Below are 15,169 nucleotides of genomic sequence, written 5' to 3' on the forward strand. Positions count from 1 at the left end.
TTCCCCCTCCTAATTAAAATTTTGGGCAAAAATTTCTTCCGCTACTTGTACTCCTTTACCTTTTATTCCCTTATATCCTACATTTTCTAAGGATATTTCTATTGCAGATAATGCTACTAATATATCTGTAGGTTCCACATAGCCTACATGTCCTATTCTAAATATCTTACCCTTTAAATTGCCTTGTCCTCCTGCCAAAACAATCCCAAACTTACTTCTTATATATTTTCTCAAATCATCGGGATTTACACCATCAGGGGGAATTACAGGTGTAACTGCATCAGAAGCCCATCTTTCATCTGCAAGAAGTTTAGTTACACCAATAGCTTTTATAGCTTCTCTTACAGCCTTACCTAATAAACTATGTCTCTTAAAGTTATTTTCAAGACCTCTATTTAAAATATTTTCAAGTGACTTTTTTAAGGCAAAGAAAATAGAAACAGCTGGAGTAAAAGGAGTAGCCCCTTCTTCTAAAAATTTCTTTGCTTGTCTTAAATCAAAATAAAATCTTGGTAAATTTGCCTTCTCGTTAAACTTCCAAGCCAATTCACTTACCGATACCATAGCAAGACCAGGAGGGGTCTCTAAAGCTTTTTGAGAAGCAGTAACCACCACATCTATCTTGAGCTCATCTGTGGGTAAATCTATAGCTCCTAAAGAACTCACTGCATCTACAATTAAAAGTCTTTCAGGATTTTCTTTTACAATAGGTGCGAGCTCTTTTAAATTATTTGTAACTCCAGTGGAAGTTTCATTATGGGTCAAAAATACAGCTTTAACATTAGGATTTTCCTTTAAAGCTTTTTCAAGTACATCTGGTTCTATCCCTTTTCCAGGTTCGGTAACTATAGTTTTAACATTTAATCCATAAGCCTTACATATCTTTGCAAATCTCTCACCAAAAACTCCACAAATTCCTACTAAAACCTCATCTCCCTGAGAAAAGAAATTGGCAACTGCAGCCTCCATACCACCAGTACCAGAAGCTGTTAATATCAGTACATCATTCTCTGTTTTAAATACTTTCTTTAAAAGATCTGTGTTAGTTTTTAAAATGTTGGCAAACTCTGAGCCACGATGATTAATCATTTCTCTTGCCATCTCTAAGAGTACATCTTGTGGTACCGGAGTTGGACCTGGAATCAGTAGAAAGTTTTTAGGCATGAATCCTCACCTCCAATATTTTTTACTTAAATCATAATATAACTCCGCATTCTTCCTAATACTTTTAACTTCCTCCTCTGTGACACTACGTACAACTTTACCAGGTACTCCCAAAACAACAGAATAAGGAGGAATTTCTTTGCCTTGAGGTACTAATGATCCTGCGCCTATAATGGAATTTTCACCTATAATAGCTCCATCAAGAATAATTGCTCCCATACCAACAAGAGTATTATCACCAATTTTACATCCATGTAAAACTGCAGAGTGCCCTACAGTAACATATTTACCTATATATACAGGTTTTTCTTCATCCACATGAATAATAACATTCTCCTGTATATTTGAAAACTCATCAATAAAAATAGAATCAAGATCACCCCTAATTACAGCAAAATCCCAGATATTAACCCCCTTCTTAAGTGTGACTTTACCAATAACGACAGCCCTATCAGAAATAAAAACCTCATCCCCTATTACGGGATAAAAACCATCAAAAGACTTTAACATAACTTAATACTCCTCAACAAAAAAGGGGAACCTCCTACGAGAATTCCCCTTTTCATCATTGAAAAGTTCTTGGTTTATATTCTAATATAAACTAATTTAAGGTGACAATAGAGTAAAGATTAAAATTTAATTAAGATGATAAATTTATATCAAAAAACTCAGATATTTTATCCTCTTCCAAAATTTCAGTTTTACCAAGCAACACTCCACCCTCTTCTACCGATATTTTCCCTCCCAGTTTCAAGTCCCCCTTAAATTTTCCTGTAGAAAGAATTTCTAAAGAACCTCTACAGATTATATTGCCAACCACTTCACCTATAATTATCACCTTATTAGCCTTTATATTACCATCAACAAATCCTGTCTTTCCTACAATGACTGCTTCCTTAGCCTCTATATCTCCTTTAAATCTACCATCAATTCTTAAAGAAGCTTTAGAAACAAGTTTACCTTCAAACTCTGACTGTCCCCCTATAACTGTATCCATAACTTCAGGCTTTTCTTTTCTCCCTAACATTATCTTCCTCCTTCCCTAAACTAATATAATTTACCAATTTTAATAATATCCACCGAAAGGTATGCGGATGGATTTACCGGATTACCCCCTCTTCTTACCTCATAATGCAAATGAGGTCCTATACTAGTTCCAGTACTTCCAACTCTACCTATAAATTGTCCTTTCTTCACATATTGGCCAACTCTTACAGCATAAGATGAGAGGTGAGCATAGTAAGTAGTAATACCTCTTCCATGGTTTATTTTTATAACTTTTCCATATCCACTTTCCCATCCCACATATGAAACTATCCCATCTGCAGTAGCATATACAGGAGCCCCCCAAAAAGTCACAATATCTATACCCGTATGAAATCTAGTCCTCCTAAATATGGGATGAAATCTCCAACCAAATCCTGAAGATATAAATCCAAAGGTAGGCCAACGGGAAGGTGTTACAGCAAGAAGACTCTTTCGGCGTTGTATCTCGTTTTCTACTCGTGCCAATTCTCTCTGTTTTTCATCAATTAATGTTTTTACTTCTATTATCTTTCTTTGAAAATCATATGTATCAATATCAGGTGCATAATCAATACCTAAGGAAACCACTTTTTTATCCTTGGGAGGAGGAAGACTTCCTTTTATACCAAGAATACTCTTAAGTTTTTTCTCTGTTTCCTCCAGTTCTTTTAATTTCTCTCTTAATATTTCTATCTCTTTAATTTGAGCCTTTTGTTTTTCCGTAACTTCTTCTAATATTTCCAAATGCTTAACTCTACTGAATTTGTTTGATGCAATCCTATATAGAGTTAAAGATGTACTAATTATACCAACAATGGCAAATATGACTAAGAGAATTATACTGAGATGAACCCTTCGTGTTTTTGCAGTAGAAGCATCATGGGGAATTATCATTATAGTAAAAAATTTTCTTTTCCACCACTTACTTTTTTTAGCCATATTTACCTCATATAGTTAAAAATTAAAGTTAACAAAGCAAATATTAAAATTTTGTAAAAAATTATACCAAAGAATACAAGATGTGTCAAGAAATAAGATTTTATCTTATTTACCTCATATTTACTCATGAAACAAAAAGAGTATAATTTATTAAAATAAGGTATCTATTACAGGAGGAACAAAAAATGACTTTGTTAAAGAACCTTGCAAACACGTTAACAATAACCAGATTTTTTATAGGATTTATCATATCGTATTTAGGGGTTTTAAAAAAGAAAGCTGGTTTAAAATATGCTGTAACTTGGCTAATAATTGCCTGGATAACAGATGTTCTTGATGGTTTCTTAGCAAGAAAGTCAAAAGCCCCAAAGGATTGGATTGGAGAACATGATCTCTATGCAGATATGACAGTATCGGCAGGAGTTCTTTTTTACCTTACTTCCTCAGGCTTTATATCCATAACCTTTTCTTTATCCTTTCTTATCATCTCTATAATTCTACTTACTTGGCTTAAGGCAAAAGCAATAGCAGATGGTATCCAAGCGGTACCATACGGATTGATGATTTATACTTCTATTAAAAATGATTTAACTTTAGGAATCTCTATTGTAATATATTTAATTCTACTTATAATTATTACATGGCCTCGGTTTCCAAAAGAAAAGGTACCAGAGTTTATTGAAGGAATAAAGAAAATATTCAAAAATGAAAAAAAATAGTAAAAGCCTCTTACATCTATCTTGGGAAACAGCTTTCTTTTGGGAATGCTGTCCTTTATGCTTTTTAGTACAAAAATCTTTAAGAAGTTATATAGAAAATATATTATATGAAAGCGTTAATGATCCATCTCTGAGAGGAAAGATAAGAGAAAAAGGTGGATTTTGTGAGGAGCACTCTTTGCAACTAATTACCTTTAATGACCTCTTAGGTATAAGTATCATCTACGAAGATATAATAAAAAATTACACCTTACCAAATCTAAAAAAGAAAATAATAGCTAATAATATCTCTTGTATATTTTGCGAAAAGGAAAAGGAATACGAAAGACTATATATTCTTGCTTTAGAAGATGTACTTAGAAATAAGGATAGTTTTGAATTATGGAAAGAGAATGCCTATGACTTTTGCCAACCTCATAAAGAGATTATTAAAAATATAGCTCCAAATTTATATGCAAAGATAGAACCTTTCTCAAACACAAAAAGAAAAAAATACCCAGAACATATTTATAAAGCTTTCACATGGGATAGAGATTATGCAGAGCTTTTCTTAAAAAAACTTCAAATGATAAGGTATAACAAAGCAAAATGAAAGAATGCCCCATATGTAAAAAAATAAAAGAGGAAAAAGAAAAATTCTATAAATCTTTAAATAAACCCATTTATCTATGTAAAGAACATTTAAAAGAAGCCCTATTATTAAATCCCAGATTGTACCAAGACAAAGAAATTCAAAAAGAGGATATATGCCCAATATGCGAATTAGAAAAAAAGATTATTTCATACTATAATGGTGATTTCTCAGATCTTTGCCTTTACCATCTAAAAATTTTTGAAGATAAAATTCCAGAAAATACCTGGAAGATACTAATAAAAGAATGGGAAGATTATTTAAAACATATACATAATGTCATTGAAAGCTACAGTTATAACCAAACTCCATTAAAAGAAAATTATGTAATGGAAATATTAGATCTTCTTTTGGGAACGGGCAGAAAGATTAGATAATATTTTCTTAGCATAATCTTTCATCTCATTTAAATAATTTCTTTTCTCTTCTTCAGAAAGAGGAGCAAATTTCAAAGCATAATACAGACCAGCAAATTTTATACCATCTTCTCCCAAAGGGCGCATCATCTCATATAAACTTATATTATCCTTTATTAAACCTTTCTTTTTAAGCTTCTTTATAACTCTTCTAAAAATCCTATCCTCTTGAATAAGCCTAATCCTATCCATTAAATATTGGAAAAACCATATAATGAACAGAATAGATAAAGCAAATACAACATATCTATACTCTAAGGTTATCTTATATAAGAGGACAAATAAACCCTCAATTACCTTACCCATAGACGCAAAAAGTACACTTAATAGATTGACAGAGAGGGACTTATCTCTTTCTTCTATTAAGGGAGTGAAAGGTGTAGGATCAATAGGAATCCAACCTACTGGCTCTAAATAAACCTCTACCCAAGCATGTGCATTTTTTACCTTCACCTCAAACATTCCAGTCCAAGGATTCAAATCTCCAGGACCATAACCAGTAATAAATCTTGATGGAATCCCAATAATTCTTGCCATAACAGCAAAAGCGGAAGCAAATTGTTCACAATATCCCTTCTTTGTAACAAAAAGAAAATCATCCACTGCATCCATATCATCTGGAAGGGGAGGTATATTAAGAGAATACTCATATCTTTCTAAATACTTTTTTATTGCCATCAATTTATCCCATGGCTTTTCGTAACTCTTTGTAATTTCAAAGGTTAAATCATATATTCTTCTGGGAAGATTTGGTAACTGAAGATATCTTCTAAACTTATACTTGTCTGGAATTTTAGCATTTAGTAGATCCTTAGCTAACGGATAGATATCCTTATAAAAACTTGTATATATAAGACCCTTCGGTAAATCAAAAGGCGCTCTATATCCCTCTTCACCATCTATAAATATCAGGGGAGACGGGAAATAAAGTCTTTGACTATTATGGGGTAAAAATACTATATTACTTGGTATATCCTTTTCAATAAAATATGTAGCTCTATTTAACATACTTTCAGGGGGAGGATTATTCTTTAAAAGAAATGGCTGAGACATAGTAGTCACATCTTTTATTTCCTCTTCACTCTGATACCATCCAAAGCCATTGTATGTATCAAAAGCAATTCCTCGATGATATACCTCCCAGGAAGTTAGTACTCTAAATACTAATGTGGAGGATAACATTCCTCTTTGTCTTAAATCTACAAAAGGTGCAAACCCATAATATTCTTCTTTATCAAAAGGTAAAGGAGGGATTTTTCTTCCCTCAGGCAATTTATAGAGATTTGTATTTTGCATACTATAAGGTGAAGATAATTCTCCTTGAATATTTGTAATTCGTGTAATTAATTGAGACATTATATCTTGTCTAAAACCTATATGAATATTCTTAGGCAAGATGGGAAAAAGTAGAAAACCTATAAGTAATACGATAAAAAATGAGATTGCTACTCTTGAAAATGATGGCTTGTAATTATTTAGTAAAAATAAGGTAATTACAAAACCCAAGAGATAAAATAATATAAAGACTATAAAAAGGCTTTCACGGGCAAAAATTCCTGAAATAACCATCAAAATTAAACTTATAAAGAAGGAAAAAGACAAATCAAGTCTTGTTGGTAAATCGAGGAGGCTATGGAGAGTATTAAGATTTATAAGAAAAACTCCTAATGGTAACCTGGGATCAAAAGGATTTTTAATGAGTTCCACAAAAAACTGCCTTAAAAGATAAAGCATACCAATAGTCATAAATATTTTTAGAATTACATTATTCTTTCTCCTTCGAAGATAACTAAAAATATAACCAAAAGCTGTAAATAAAAGAATACCCCCAATATATACTGCAGAAAGATTTAAGAAATACCAAACCGAAAGGATAGACATAAAAACAAGGTAAAAGATCGCCAGTCTTATTGCAATAGAGTCTTCAATTCTATTATCTCTAACATCTATTCTCTTCCTTTCCATAACCTTAATGATTTTACTTCACTCCAATAAGTTTTTTCAAGCTTGTGTAATAAACAAAAACCTATTTAAAAATTCCTGAGGATCTTCTTTTAATGTATAGATCATAAAATTCTTGCTAAAAATATTCTCTTCATGAAATTCAACCCCTATAAAGTTTTTATGGCTAATTTTCCCATCCCAGAATAAGTAATCCAGTGAGAAAACCAAATCTACCTTATTATGATCATATGAACAATCTTCTTTTGAATTCTCCTTAAGATCCATTTCTGCCAGATAAATCCTTAGATCTTCTATATTTTTTAGATTAATATATTCTTTATCTGTCAAAGCCCTTATGAATAGTTTGGTATTTAAGAAAAAAGATAATAATGCAATAGAATGTACAAATCTTAAAAGCTCATCAAATTCTTTTTCTGCCACTTTATCCTTCTTACCTATTTTATTATCTATTAAAATATAAATTTCTTTTCTCGTTAACTTTTCAAAACTTTTAGAAAGAAGCTTTCCCTTTTTAGCAGAAGCCTTCCAAGCTATTACTTTTAGAGGATCTTGAGGTTGATAATCTCTCAAAGAATGGAATTCTTCTCCTTGTACAGAAGGGATAGAAAAAGAAGTTTTTGTACCCCCTTCACCAATAAGATAGAGATCCTTAGACAATGGATAATATAAAGGATAAACATATGAAATACCATTTACTCCATATTTCTTGTAAAGATATAAAAGTCCTAAGGATCCTGTAAATTTGACTCTCAATTTATTAAAGGATGTAACTCCCCTTTTCTCAAAATTGTACATCAAAGAAATTTCCTTTTTTTCTTTTCTACTTAATCCTCCCACAAAAACCTTATCTTTCCCTAAAAGAACATAAATCTGACTTTTAGGAATATTACCTTTATTCTCGATAAATACGCATATGTTTTCTGAAGTTCCTTCCATTACAAGTTTTGGAGTTTTAATCTCCAACGTCAAAAAAAGAGGTTGTAATATCAATTCTAAAAGATTCCATAGGAAAAGGCTAAAAATGAAAGAAGACATTAGAATTACTGGTACAGAATAAACATTAATACTCACCAATAGAATGATTACATCTAAAAAAAAGAGTAAAAATCCTAATGGTGTGAAATTAATATAAATCACAATACCCTTACCTTTGGTATCTTTACCTTCTTTAAAATATCTTTCACAAGCTCTTCTCTACGAGATCTGGTTGTATTATCTCCTTCCGCTGGCACTATTCTATGCACAAGTACAGGAATAACCATTTTAATTACATCCTCTGGTATCACATATTCCCTTCCATCAAGTAGAGCAAAAGCTTGAGATCCCCTCATCAAAGCAATAGAGGCCCTTGGCCCTGCCCCAAGGGAAAAATTAGAATCTTTCCTTGTAGCATCAGTTATATTTACAATATATTTAAGAATATCCCTATCAATATAAACCTCTTTCACTATATCTTGAGCCTTCAAGAGATCTTCCTTCTTCCATACCGGTTCTATTTTTTCAAGAGGATGGTAAAGTTTTTGATTTTCCAACATTTCCACTTCCTTTTCCAAAGGTAAATATCCTATAGAAAGGGAAATAAAAAATCTATCTAACTGGGATTCGGGCAAAGGATAAGTTCCAAAATGCTCTCTTGGGTTCTGCGTAGCAATAACCATAAAGGGTTTAGGTAAGAAATATAAAACACCGTCAATAGTTACTTTTCCTTCATCCATAGCCTCTAAGAGACCTGCTTGAGTCCTCGGAGATGTTCTATTAATTTCATCAGCCAAAAGTATATTAGTAAAAATAGGTCCTGGCTTAAATTCAAATTCTAAGGTTTTAGGATTAAAAACATTTACTCCTATAATGTCAGAAGGCATAGTATCAGGTGTGAACTGAATCCTCTTAAAATCTAATTCAATACTTTCTGCCAAAGCCTTAGCAAGTACAGTTTTACCAACTCCCGGCACATCTTCCAAAAGTACATTTCCCTTACTAATCAACGCTACAATCATATAATCAATTATTTCATCTTTTCCTATAATAACCCTCTTAACATTCTCTCTTAAAACCTTTATTTTTTCTATTATCTCATTTAAAATAGTACTCTTCATAATAACTATTATCCTCTCCTTAACCTATTAATCATGTGTCTTATAACTGCTATGATACCACCAACAGTCATGACAAAATTAAAAATGTTTAGATAAAATTCAAATGGGAAAAACCATTTAGAGATATAATGAATAAAAACCACTATCTCTAAAATAAGCCCCATAAAGAGGATAACTAATATTCCTCTATAAAATTCCATTCCATAACCTCCTTAAATATTTTCACAATTAAATTTTACACCAAAATCTTAACTTATTTACAGCCCTCTTTTTATAAACCTTTACACTACTCGGAGAAAGCCCTAAAATCTTTGCAGTCTTTCTTATGCTTAATTTATTGAAATAAACTAACATTACTATCTCCTTTTCTCTTTTCGATAAACAAGAAAAATCAATTATCTTTTCCTCTTGTACTTCTTCTTTGTAAACCTCAATTTCCCCTAATTCCTCCACATATTCTTCCTCATATCTTAATCTTGTCCTTATTCTTAAAAGAGCATAATACAGAGACTTTTTTAAGTAAGAAGATAACTCTCCCTTTTGAGGGTCATACCTTTTTAGGAGCTCTAATAATGCTAATTCACCTTCCTGTTTAAAATCCTCAAAATCTATATCCTTTGTAAAAAGAAGCCCTAAATATTTGTAAAGCAATGGTTTATAAGCCAAGAATAATATTTCTACATTCATTTTTCCCTTCCTCCCATAAAATTTTCTATATTATATTTACTATTTGTAAAATTATCAAGTTCTTTTTTATCTAATAGTAAATTTCAAAAATTGAAACTAAACAATAGTTGATCTAATAAAAAGTGATATAATAATTAGTTAAAAGAGAAGAAGGGAGGGCAAATCTTGATATTAAGCGATAGAGATATAAAAAAATATCTAAGAGAAGGAAAACTAAACATACATCCCTTAGATGACCCAGAAAAACAGATTCAACCATCTTCTGTAGATTTAAGATTGGGAAATATCTTCCTCCACTTTAAAGTTGAAGGTAGAGCATATATAGATCCTTCTCAAGATAAACCCCAAGATTTAATGGAAAAAATAGAGGTAGAAAATGGAAAACCCTTTTTCTTAAGACCTGGTGAATTTGTTCTTGGTACTACTATTGAGACAGTTAAACTGCCTGATGATTTAGTGGCAAGGGTAGATGGTAGATCAAGCCTGGGAAGACTTGGAATTATCGTACATGCAACGGCAGGATATGTGGATCCAGGTTTCTGTGGACAAATCACCTTAGAGCTTTCAAATATAAATCGGGTACCTGTTGCACTATATCCAGGCATGAGAATATGCCAAATATCTTTTTATACCCTCACATCACCCTCCGAGATTCCATATTATAAAAAAGAGGGAAGTAAATACCAAAATCAAAAAGGGCCAACTGCCAGTAGGCTTGATATAGATTTTTGCAAAAAGGAGGAAAAATAAAATGGAGTGGAGAAAAGTATCTTTTGGAAAAAGAGAGGTTTGTTATGAAATTACATTAAATAACTTAAAAATGATTGTTACTGCAGATGTAGGACCAAGGATACTCTTTTTTGGTTTTAAGGATGGCGAAAACGTTCTATTTCATGATGTAGAAGAAAAACTATCCATTGGCGAAATGAAACTTTACGGAGGACATCGTTTTTGGATATCCCCAGAATCTAAGGATACCTATAATCCTGATAATAGCCCCTGTAAAGTAGTAGAAGAAGAGGATAAAATAAGCTTCATTTCCTTTGACCCTATCACCCAAATGGAAAAGAAATTAAGCATTTTAGAGAAAAATGGTAATTTTATTGTAAGACATATCCTAACAAACAAAAGTAAAACTCTATATCCTGGAGCCATATGGGCTTTAACCTGTATTCCCCCTAAAAAGGGCATTATCTTTTTCCCATGGGGCACAAGAGGAGATTGGCAGCTTAAAAAGATTATTTATTGGCAAAAATGGGGTGAATCAAGTAGTACAAATATAAAAAGTAGTCAATTTGTACCAGAAGAAGATCTCTTTCTCATTTATCCTTCAGGAGAAGAAGGAAAAGTAGGTACCGCTGGTTACGAGGGTTTCGTTGGAGTTACAACAGATAATTATACTTTTATAAAGAAGTTTAATTATATAGAAGGAGCTCTTTATCCAGATGATAACTGTGCTATAGAAGTTTATACATCATCCAATTTTTGTGAATTGGAGACTTTAAGTCCCATGTATACTCTAATTCCAAATGCTGAGGTCATGCATGATGAAGAATGGATTCTACTTCCTTATAAAGTAGATCCCCAAAATGGGTATGAGGTGAGAAAAATCTTGAGGTGACCTAAATGGAAAAGAAATTTATAATAGTTATCTTTGGCGGATTAGGAGATCTAGCAAGGAATAAAATATATCCTGTACTTTATAGTCTTTATAAGAAGTATAGGCTTATAAATTGCACAAAAATTATAAGTACAGGAAGAAGACCTAATATAAATAAGGAAGAATTTTATAAGATATTAAAGGAATCTATAAAATCAGAAGATAATAATTTTTCAGCCCTTTTCGATTTTGTTAAATTAGATCTAGAAAAACCAGAAGATTATATTAACCTCAAAACCGTCATATCTAATTATAAAGATGATGAATATATCTTTTATCTTGCTACTCCTCCTTTTACCTTTGAAAATATAATTAAAAATTTAGGTGAGTTTCTAAAAGATTATCCAAATAAGAAAAAAATTGTTATTGAAAAACCTTTTGGATACGATCTTGAATCAGCAATAAAACTAAATAAACTTTTAAAGAATTATTTCAAAGAGGATGAGATATATAGAATAGATCATTTTCTCGGTAAGGAAACAGTACAGAACATCTTTGGCTTAAGATTCTCCAACATAATATTTGAAGGTATATGGAACAGAAACTTTATAGATCATATTCAAATCTCCGCCTTAGAAGACATAGGAGTTGAAGGAAGGCTCGGATATTATGATAAAGTAGGAGCTTTAAGAGATATGATACAAAATCATTTAATACAAATTTTATCTCTCATAGCTATGGAACCTCCATGCTGTATAGATGAAAAGGCAATAAGAGATGAAAAAGTAAAAGTTTTAAAAAGTATTAGAGAGATAAAATATGAAGAAGTACCAAACTTTGCAGTAAGAGGCCAATACAAAGGATATCTAATAGATGAAAATCCTAATAAATCAAACACGGAAACATATGCGGTAGTAAAATTTTATATTGAGAATATAAGATGGGATGGCATACCTTTTTATTTAAGAACAGGTAAAAAATTAAAGAAAAAAGAAACCTCTGTAATCATAGTATTTAGAAAAATCCCAGGCTTATTTTCTAAAATTTTAGATTGCATTCCCCAAGAAAATATTATTGGTTTTAAAATAGCACCTGAAAATAAAATAGTTTTAAATTTCCAACTTCGTCCCTTAGGAGGGAGTATACTCTCTTGCCCTATGCCTACATCTATGGAATGGAGCGGACCTAACATTGAAGCATATGAAACCCTATTTTTAGATATCATAGAAGGAGATCAAACTCTCTTTATAAGAGAAGATGAGATAGAAAAATCTTGGGAGATTGTACAACCAATATTGGATTTCTGGAAAAATGATCCCAATATCCCTATATATGAACCATACACTTACGGACCTAAAGAGGCGGAAGAGTTTATAAGAAAAGATGGCAGGGAATGGAGGTATCTTTAATATTTGGGAATAATAAAATCTATTAAATTTAAGAAAAATAGTTTTGAATATATCAAACCCTTTAGCATATCAGTAGGAACATCTGTCAGTACTCATAATATAGAAGTAATTTTAGAAACAGAAGAAGGATACACGGGATTTGGTGAAGCGTCTCCATCTTTTAGAGTCACTGGAGAAAGGGTAGAGTCATTATTAAGCTTAGAAAAGGCAATAAATGACGCTTTAAAAGGAGAAAATACCAGGAAATATAAAAGAATCTTTGCAAAAACAGACAAATTCTTTTCCCATCCAAGTTTAAAAACAAGCATACAATATGCTGTCCTTGATGCTCTATGCGAAGAACTTGGAATACATGTTTGCGAATTTCTTGGAGGAATGAAAGATATTATTGAAACAGATAAAACTATAGGTATAGCATCCATAGAAGAAAGAATTACAGAAGCAGAAAAAGCCTACAAAGAAGGCTTTAGAATACTAAAGATAAAAAATTGGAAAGAACCTTCATGAAGATTTAGAAGTTATGGAAGAGATATACAAAAGAACAAAAGGTGCTACATATATTTTAGACGCTAATACTTCCTATACCCCTAAGTTAGCCATTCTATATACCCAAAAACTTTTCCAAAAAGGAATTGACATAGCTTTATTAGAACAGCCTGTTCCTATCCACGATAAGGAAGGTTTAAGGTTAGTAAGATTTAATTCTCCCTATCCAATAGGAGCTGATGAAAGTGCAAAAAATAAATACGACGTATTGGATTTAATAAAAAATGAGGCAGTAGATTACATAAATATTAAACTCATGAAATGTGGGATATCTGATGCTTTGAACATAGTTGAAATAGCTCAAGCCTCGCATATAGGCTTAATGCTAGGATGCATGGGAGAATCAAGTCTTGGGATTAATCAAAGTATTCATTTTGCTCTTGGAACAGGAGCCTTTACCTTTCACGACTTAGATAGTGCTTTCATGCTAAAAGAAGATAAATTTAGGGGTAAATATAAAGTAAAGATACCATATTACGGGGTTAATTAACCATATATATTATGTTATAATATATATGCATTTTATCCATCAATAAATCATAAAAGGGGGTGTAACAGTGAAGGCTGTAATACTTGCAGGAGGAAAAGGTACAAGACTTTGGCCACTTTCTCGTGAAAGATTTTCAAAACAATTTATTAAATTAATCTCTGACAAATCATTATTAGAACTAACTTATGAAAGAATTTTAGATCTAGTACAACCTCAGGATATAGTAACTATAACAAACAAAGAATATTTCTATTTTATAAAAAGTATAACAGATAAATTCTCCAGATATATGTCAAAAAATATAATATTGGAGCCTATTGGGAGAAATACTGCTCCAGCTATTGCTTTAGCTTGTAAATATATATTAGAAATACTACATAATGACACAGATGATGAGGTATTTGTCTTTCCCTCTGACCATTTAATAGAGCCAAAGGAAAAATTTATTGAATATATGAAAAGTGGCCTTTCTGCAGTAAGGGATGGATATATAGTAACCTTTGGAATTAAACCTACAAAACCAGAAACAGGCTACGGATATATAAAAGCAGGAGAAAACTTAGGTAAATACACAAAAGTAGAAAGATTTGTTGAAAAACCATCCTTAGAAACAGCAGAAAAATATTTAAAGGAAGGCTCCTATTATTGGAATGCTGGAATTTTTGCTTTTAAAATTTCCACCATCTTAGAAGAATTTAAAAAGCATTCTCCTGAAATTTATTCGAATCTTTCTAAGAGTTATAAAGAAATTATTGAAAACTTTGATTCAATGCCCAATATCTCTATTGATTATGCAATCATGGAAAAAAGTGATAAAGTAGCTTTGATCCCCATGGAAATAATATGGAGTGACTTAGGCTCTTGGGATTCATTCTATGAAGTAAAAGAAAAAGACGAATATGGAAATGTAGTTTTAGGAGATGTTTATACCTTAGACACTAAAAATTCTCTAATATTTAGTAATAAAAGATTAGTAAGCGTTATAGGGATCGAAGATGCAATAATTATTGAAACAGATGACGCCATACTTATTAGCAAAAGGGGTAAAGGACAAGAAGTTAAAAAGCTTCTTGAAAAGCTTGAAGGAGAAAAAAGAAACGAAATTATATTCCATACTGAGGTATATAGACCGTGGGGAATGTACAAAATTCTTGAAAAAAATAAAGGCTATATTATAAGAAAGTTAACTATTAACAAAGGAGCATCCCTAACTTATCATCTTCACAGAAATAGGTCAGAACACTGGATAATTATAAAAGGTACTGCAGAAGTAATAATAGATGATAGAAAATATTTTATATACGAAGGAGAAAGTATATTTGTACCAAAAGAGAGAAAGCACCAACTTATAAACGCAGAAGACACCCCTTTAGAAATAATTGAGATACAAAGTGGAGATATCTTATCCGATGAAGATATTGAAATATTTACCAGAGATGAAGAAGAATTAGAAGAAAAATTAAGGTAGGAACCGTCTGGTT

16 protein-coding genes and 1 pseudogene are annotated in these 15,169 nt (G+C 31.6%); 8 read left to right on the forward strand and 9 right to left on the reverse strand.

The genetic code is table 11. The annotated features are described in order from the left end of the window. Positions 1-9: 9 nt before the first annotated feature. The 4 genes from ACY3IT_RS00160 to ACY3IT_RS00175 all read right to left on the reverse strand — a co-directional run bounded on the left by ACY3IT_RS00160 (position 10) and on the right by ACY3IT_RS00175 (position 3,129). Positions 10-1,164, reverse strand: coding sequence for a pyridoxal-phosphate-dependent aminotransferase family protein (locus ACY3IT_RS00160; RefSeq protein ID WP_463082772.1), 1,155 nt, complete (start codon positions 1,162-1,164; stop codon positions 10-12). Between the two features lie 6 nt (positions 1,165-1,170). Next, a complete protein-coding gene (locus tag ACY3IT_RS00165; RefSeq protein WP_463082773.1) occupies positions 1,171-1,674 on the reverse strand; it encodes a gamma carbonic anhydrase family protein in 504 nt (167 codons plus the stop codon). 130 nt (positions 1,675-1,804) lie between these two features. Continuing rightward, positions 1,805-2,191, reverse strand: coding sequence for a bactofilin family protein (locus ACY3IT_RS00170; RefSeq protein ID WP_463082774.1), 387 nt, complete (start codon positions 2,189-2,191; stop codon positions 1,805-1,807). Positions 2,192-2,211: 20 nt separating this feature from the next. After that, the gene (locus ACY3IT_RS00175) at positions 2,212-3,129 is read right to left on the reverse strand and encodes a peptidoglycan DD-metalloendopeptidase family protein (protein ID WP_463082775.1); all 918 of its coding nucleotides are present in this window, start codon (positions 3,127-3,129) and stop codon (positions 2,212-2,214) included. A gap of 185 nt (positions 3,130-3,314) precedes the next feature. On the opposite strand from ACY3IT_RS00175, the gene ACY3IT_RS00180 reads away from it, so the two are divergent. From ACY3IT_RS00180 to ACY3IT_RS00190, 3 genes are read left to right on the forward strand one after another with little or no spacing between them, the layout of a single operon-like run. Continuing rightward, positions 3,315-3,848 (forward strand): CDP-alcohol phosphatidyltransferase family protein, encoded by a 534-nt coding sequence (locus ACY3IT_RS00180; protein WP_463082776.1) that lies wholly within the window; start codon positions 3,315-3,317, stop codon positions 3,846-3,848. After that, positions 3,835-4,440, forward strand: coding sequence for a DUF6062 family protein (locus ACY3IT_RS00185; protein WP_463082777.1), 606 nt, complete (start codon positions 3,835-3,837; stop codon positions 4,438-4,440). Before ACY3IT_RS00180 ends, ACY3IT_RS00185 begins: the two co-directional genes overlap by 14 nt. Beyond that, a complete protein-coding gene (locus tag ACY3IT_RS00190; protein ID WP_463082778.1) occupies positions 4,437-4,856 on the forward strand; it encodes a hypothetical protein in 420 nt (139 codons plus the stop codon). The genes ACY3IT_RS00185 and ACY3IT_RS00190 overlap by 4 nt, the downstream gene beginning before the upstream one ends. Here ACY3IT_RS00190 and ACY3IT_RS00195 read toward each other — a convergent pair. From ACY3IT_RS00195 to ACY3IT_RS00215, 5 genes are all read right to left on the reverse strand, one after another. Continuing rightward, complete coding sequence (locus tag ACY3IT_RS00195; RefSeq protein WP_463082779.1) at positions 4,818-6,860, reverse strand: transglutaminase TgpA family protein; 2,043 nt, start codon at positions 6,858-6,860, stop codon at positions 4,818-4,820. The two genes, ACY3IT_RS00190 and ACY3IT_RS00195, sit on opposite strands and share 39 nt — an antisense overlap. Positions 6,861-6,896: 36 nt before the next feature. Beyond that, the gene (locus ACY3IT_RS00200; protein WP_463082780.1) at positions 6,897-7,931 is read right to left on the reverse strand and encodes a DUF58 domain-containing protein; all 1,035 of its coding nucleotides are present in this window, start codon (positions 7,929-7,931) and stop codon (positions 6,897-6,899) included. Positions 7,932-7,993: 62 nt separating this feature from the next. Beyond that, entirely contained in the window at positions 7,994-8,956 is a 963-nt protein-coding gene (locus ACY3IT_RS00205) for an AAA family ATPase (protein ID WP_463082781.1), read from the reverse strand. Positions 8,957-8,964: 8 nt separating this feature from the next. Further along, positions 8,965-9,156 carry a hypothetical protein gene (locus ACY3IT_RS00210; protein ID WP_463082782.1) on the reverse strand — a complete coding sequence of 64 codons (192 nt, stop codon included), beginning with the start codon at positions 9,154-9,156 and terminating at the stop codon, positions 8,965-8,967. A gap of 28 nt (positions 9,157-9,184) precedes the next feature. Then, positions 9,185-9,643 carry a sigma-70 family RNA polymerase sigma factor gene (locus ACY3IT_RS00215; protein ID WP_463082783.1) on the reverse strand — a complete coding sequence of 153 codons (459 nt, stop codon included), beginning with the start codon at positions 9,641-9,643 and terminating at the stop codon, positions 9,185-9,187. A 165-nt stretch (positions 9,644-9,808) separates the two neighbouring features. Between ACY3IT_RS00215 and dcd the strand changes: the two genes are divergently transcribed. The 5 genes and pseudogenes from dcd to ACY3IT_RS00240 all read left to right on the forward strand — a co-directional run bounded on the left by dcd (position 9,809) and on the right by ACY3IT_RS00240 (position 15,156). Further along, entirely contained in the window at positions 9,809-10,393 is a 585-nt protein-coding gene (dcd, locus tag ACY3IT_RS00220; protein ID WP_463082784.1) for a dCTP deaminase, read from the forward strand. 1 nt (position 10,394) lies between these two features. After that, a complete protein-coding gene (locus tag ACY3IT_RS00225; protein WP_463082785.1) occupies positions 10,395-11,264 on the forward strand; it encodes a hypothetical protein in 870 nt (289 codons plus the stop codon). Between the two features lie 5 nt (positions 11,265-11,269). Then, positions 11,270-12,652, forward strand: coding sequence for a glucose-6-phosphate dehydrogenase (gene zwf, locus ACY3IT_RS00230; RefSeq protein ID WP_463082786.1), 1,383 nt, complete (start codon positions 11,270-11,272; stop codon positions 12,650-12,652). 3 nt (positions 12,653-12,655) lie between these two features. Next, positions 12,656-13,688 (forward strand): annotated as a pseudogene (locus tag ACY3IT_RS00235) (L-Ala-D/L-Glu epimerase). Between the two features lie 67 nt (positions 13,689-13,755). Beyond that, the gene (locus tag ACY3IT_RS00240) at positions 13,756-15,156 is read left to right on the forward strand and encodes a mannose-1-phosphate guanylyltransferase/mannose-6-phosphate isomerase (protein ID WP_463082787.1); all 1,401 of its coding nucleotides are present in this window, start codon (positions 13,756-13,758) and stop codon (positions 15,154-15,156) included. The last annotated feature ends 13 nt before the right edge of the window (positions 15,157-15,169 follow it).

It is taken from the genome of Dictyoglomus sp. GBS (assembly GCF_055179815.1).

What these genes read in the sequence shown, in the direction of transcription:
- ACY3IT_RS00160 (WP_463082772.1), bottom strand. Translation starts at nt 1,164, where the DNA reads ATGCCTAAAAACTTTCTACTGATTCCAGGTCCAACTCCGGTACCACAA.
- ACY3IT_RS00165 (WP_463082773.1), bottom strand. Translation starts at nt 1,674, where the DNA reads ATGTTAAAGTCTTTTGATGGTTTTTATCCCGTAATAGGGGATGAGGTT.
- ACY3IT_RS00170 (WP_463082774.1), bottom strand. Translation starts at nt 2,191, where the DNA reads ATGTTAGGGAGAAAAGAAAAGCCTGAAGTTATGGATACAGTTATAGGG.
- ACY3IT_RS00175 (WP_463082775.1), bottom strand. Translation starts at nt 3,129, where the DNA reads ATGGCTAAAAAAAGTAAGTGGTGGAAAAGAAAATTTTTTACTATAATG.
- ACY3IT_RS00180 (WP_463082776.1), top strand. Translation starts at nt 3,315, where the DNA reads ATGACTTTGTTAAAGAACCTTGCAAACACGTTAACAATAACCAGATTT.
- ACY3IT_RS00185 (WP_463082777.1), top strand. Translation starts at nt 3,835, where the DNA reads ATGAAAAAAAATAGTAAAAGCCTCTTACATCTATCTTGGGAAACAGCT.
- ACY3IT_RS00190 (WP_463082778.1), top strand. Translation starts at nt 4,437, where the DNA reads ATGAAAGAATGCCCCATATGTAAAAAAATAAAAGAGGAAAAAGAAAAA.
- ACY3IT_RS00195 (WP_463082779.1), bottom strand. Translation starts at nt 6,860, where the DNA reads ATGGAAAGGAAGAGAATAGATGTTAGAGATAATAGAATTGAAGACTCT.
- ACY3IT_RS00205 (WP_463082781.1), bottom strand. Translation starts at nt 8,956, where the DNA reads ATGAAGAGTACTATTTTAAATGAGATAATAGAAAAAATAAAGGTTTTA.
- ACY3IT_RS00210 (WP_463082782.1), bottom strand. Translation starts at nt 9,156, where the DNA reads ATGGAATTTTATAGAGGAATATTAGTTATCCTCTTTATGGGGCTTATT.
- ACY3IT_RS00215 (WP_463082783.1), bottom strand. Translation starts at nt 9,643, where the DNA reads ATGAATGTAGAAATATTATTCTTGGCTTATAAACCATTGCTTTACAAA.
- ACY3IT_RS00225 (WP_463082785.1), top strand. Translation starts at nt 10,395, where the DNA reads ATGGAGTGGAGAAAAGTATCTTTTGGAAAAAGAGAGGTTTGTTATGAA.
- zwf (WP_463082786.1), top strand. Translation starts at nt 11,270, where the DNA reads ATGGAAAAGAAATTTATAATAGTTATCTTTGGCGGATTAGGAGATCTA.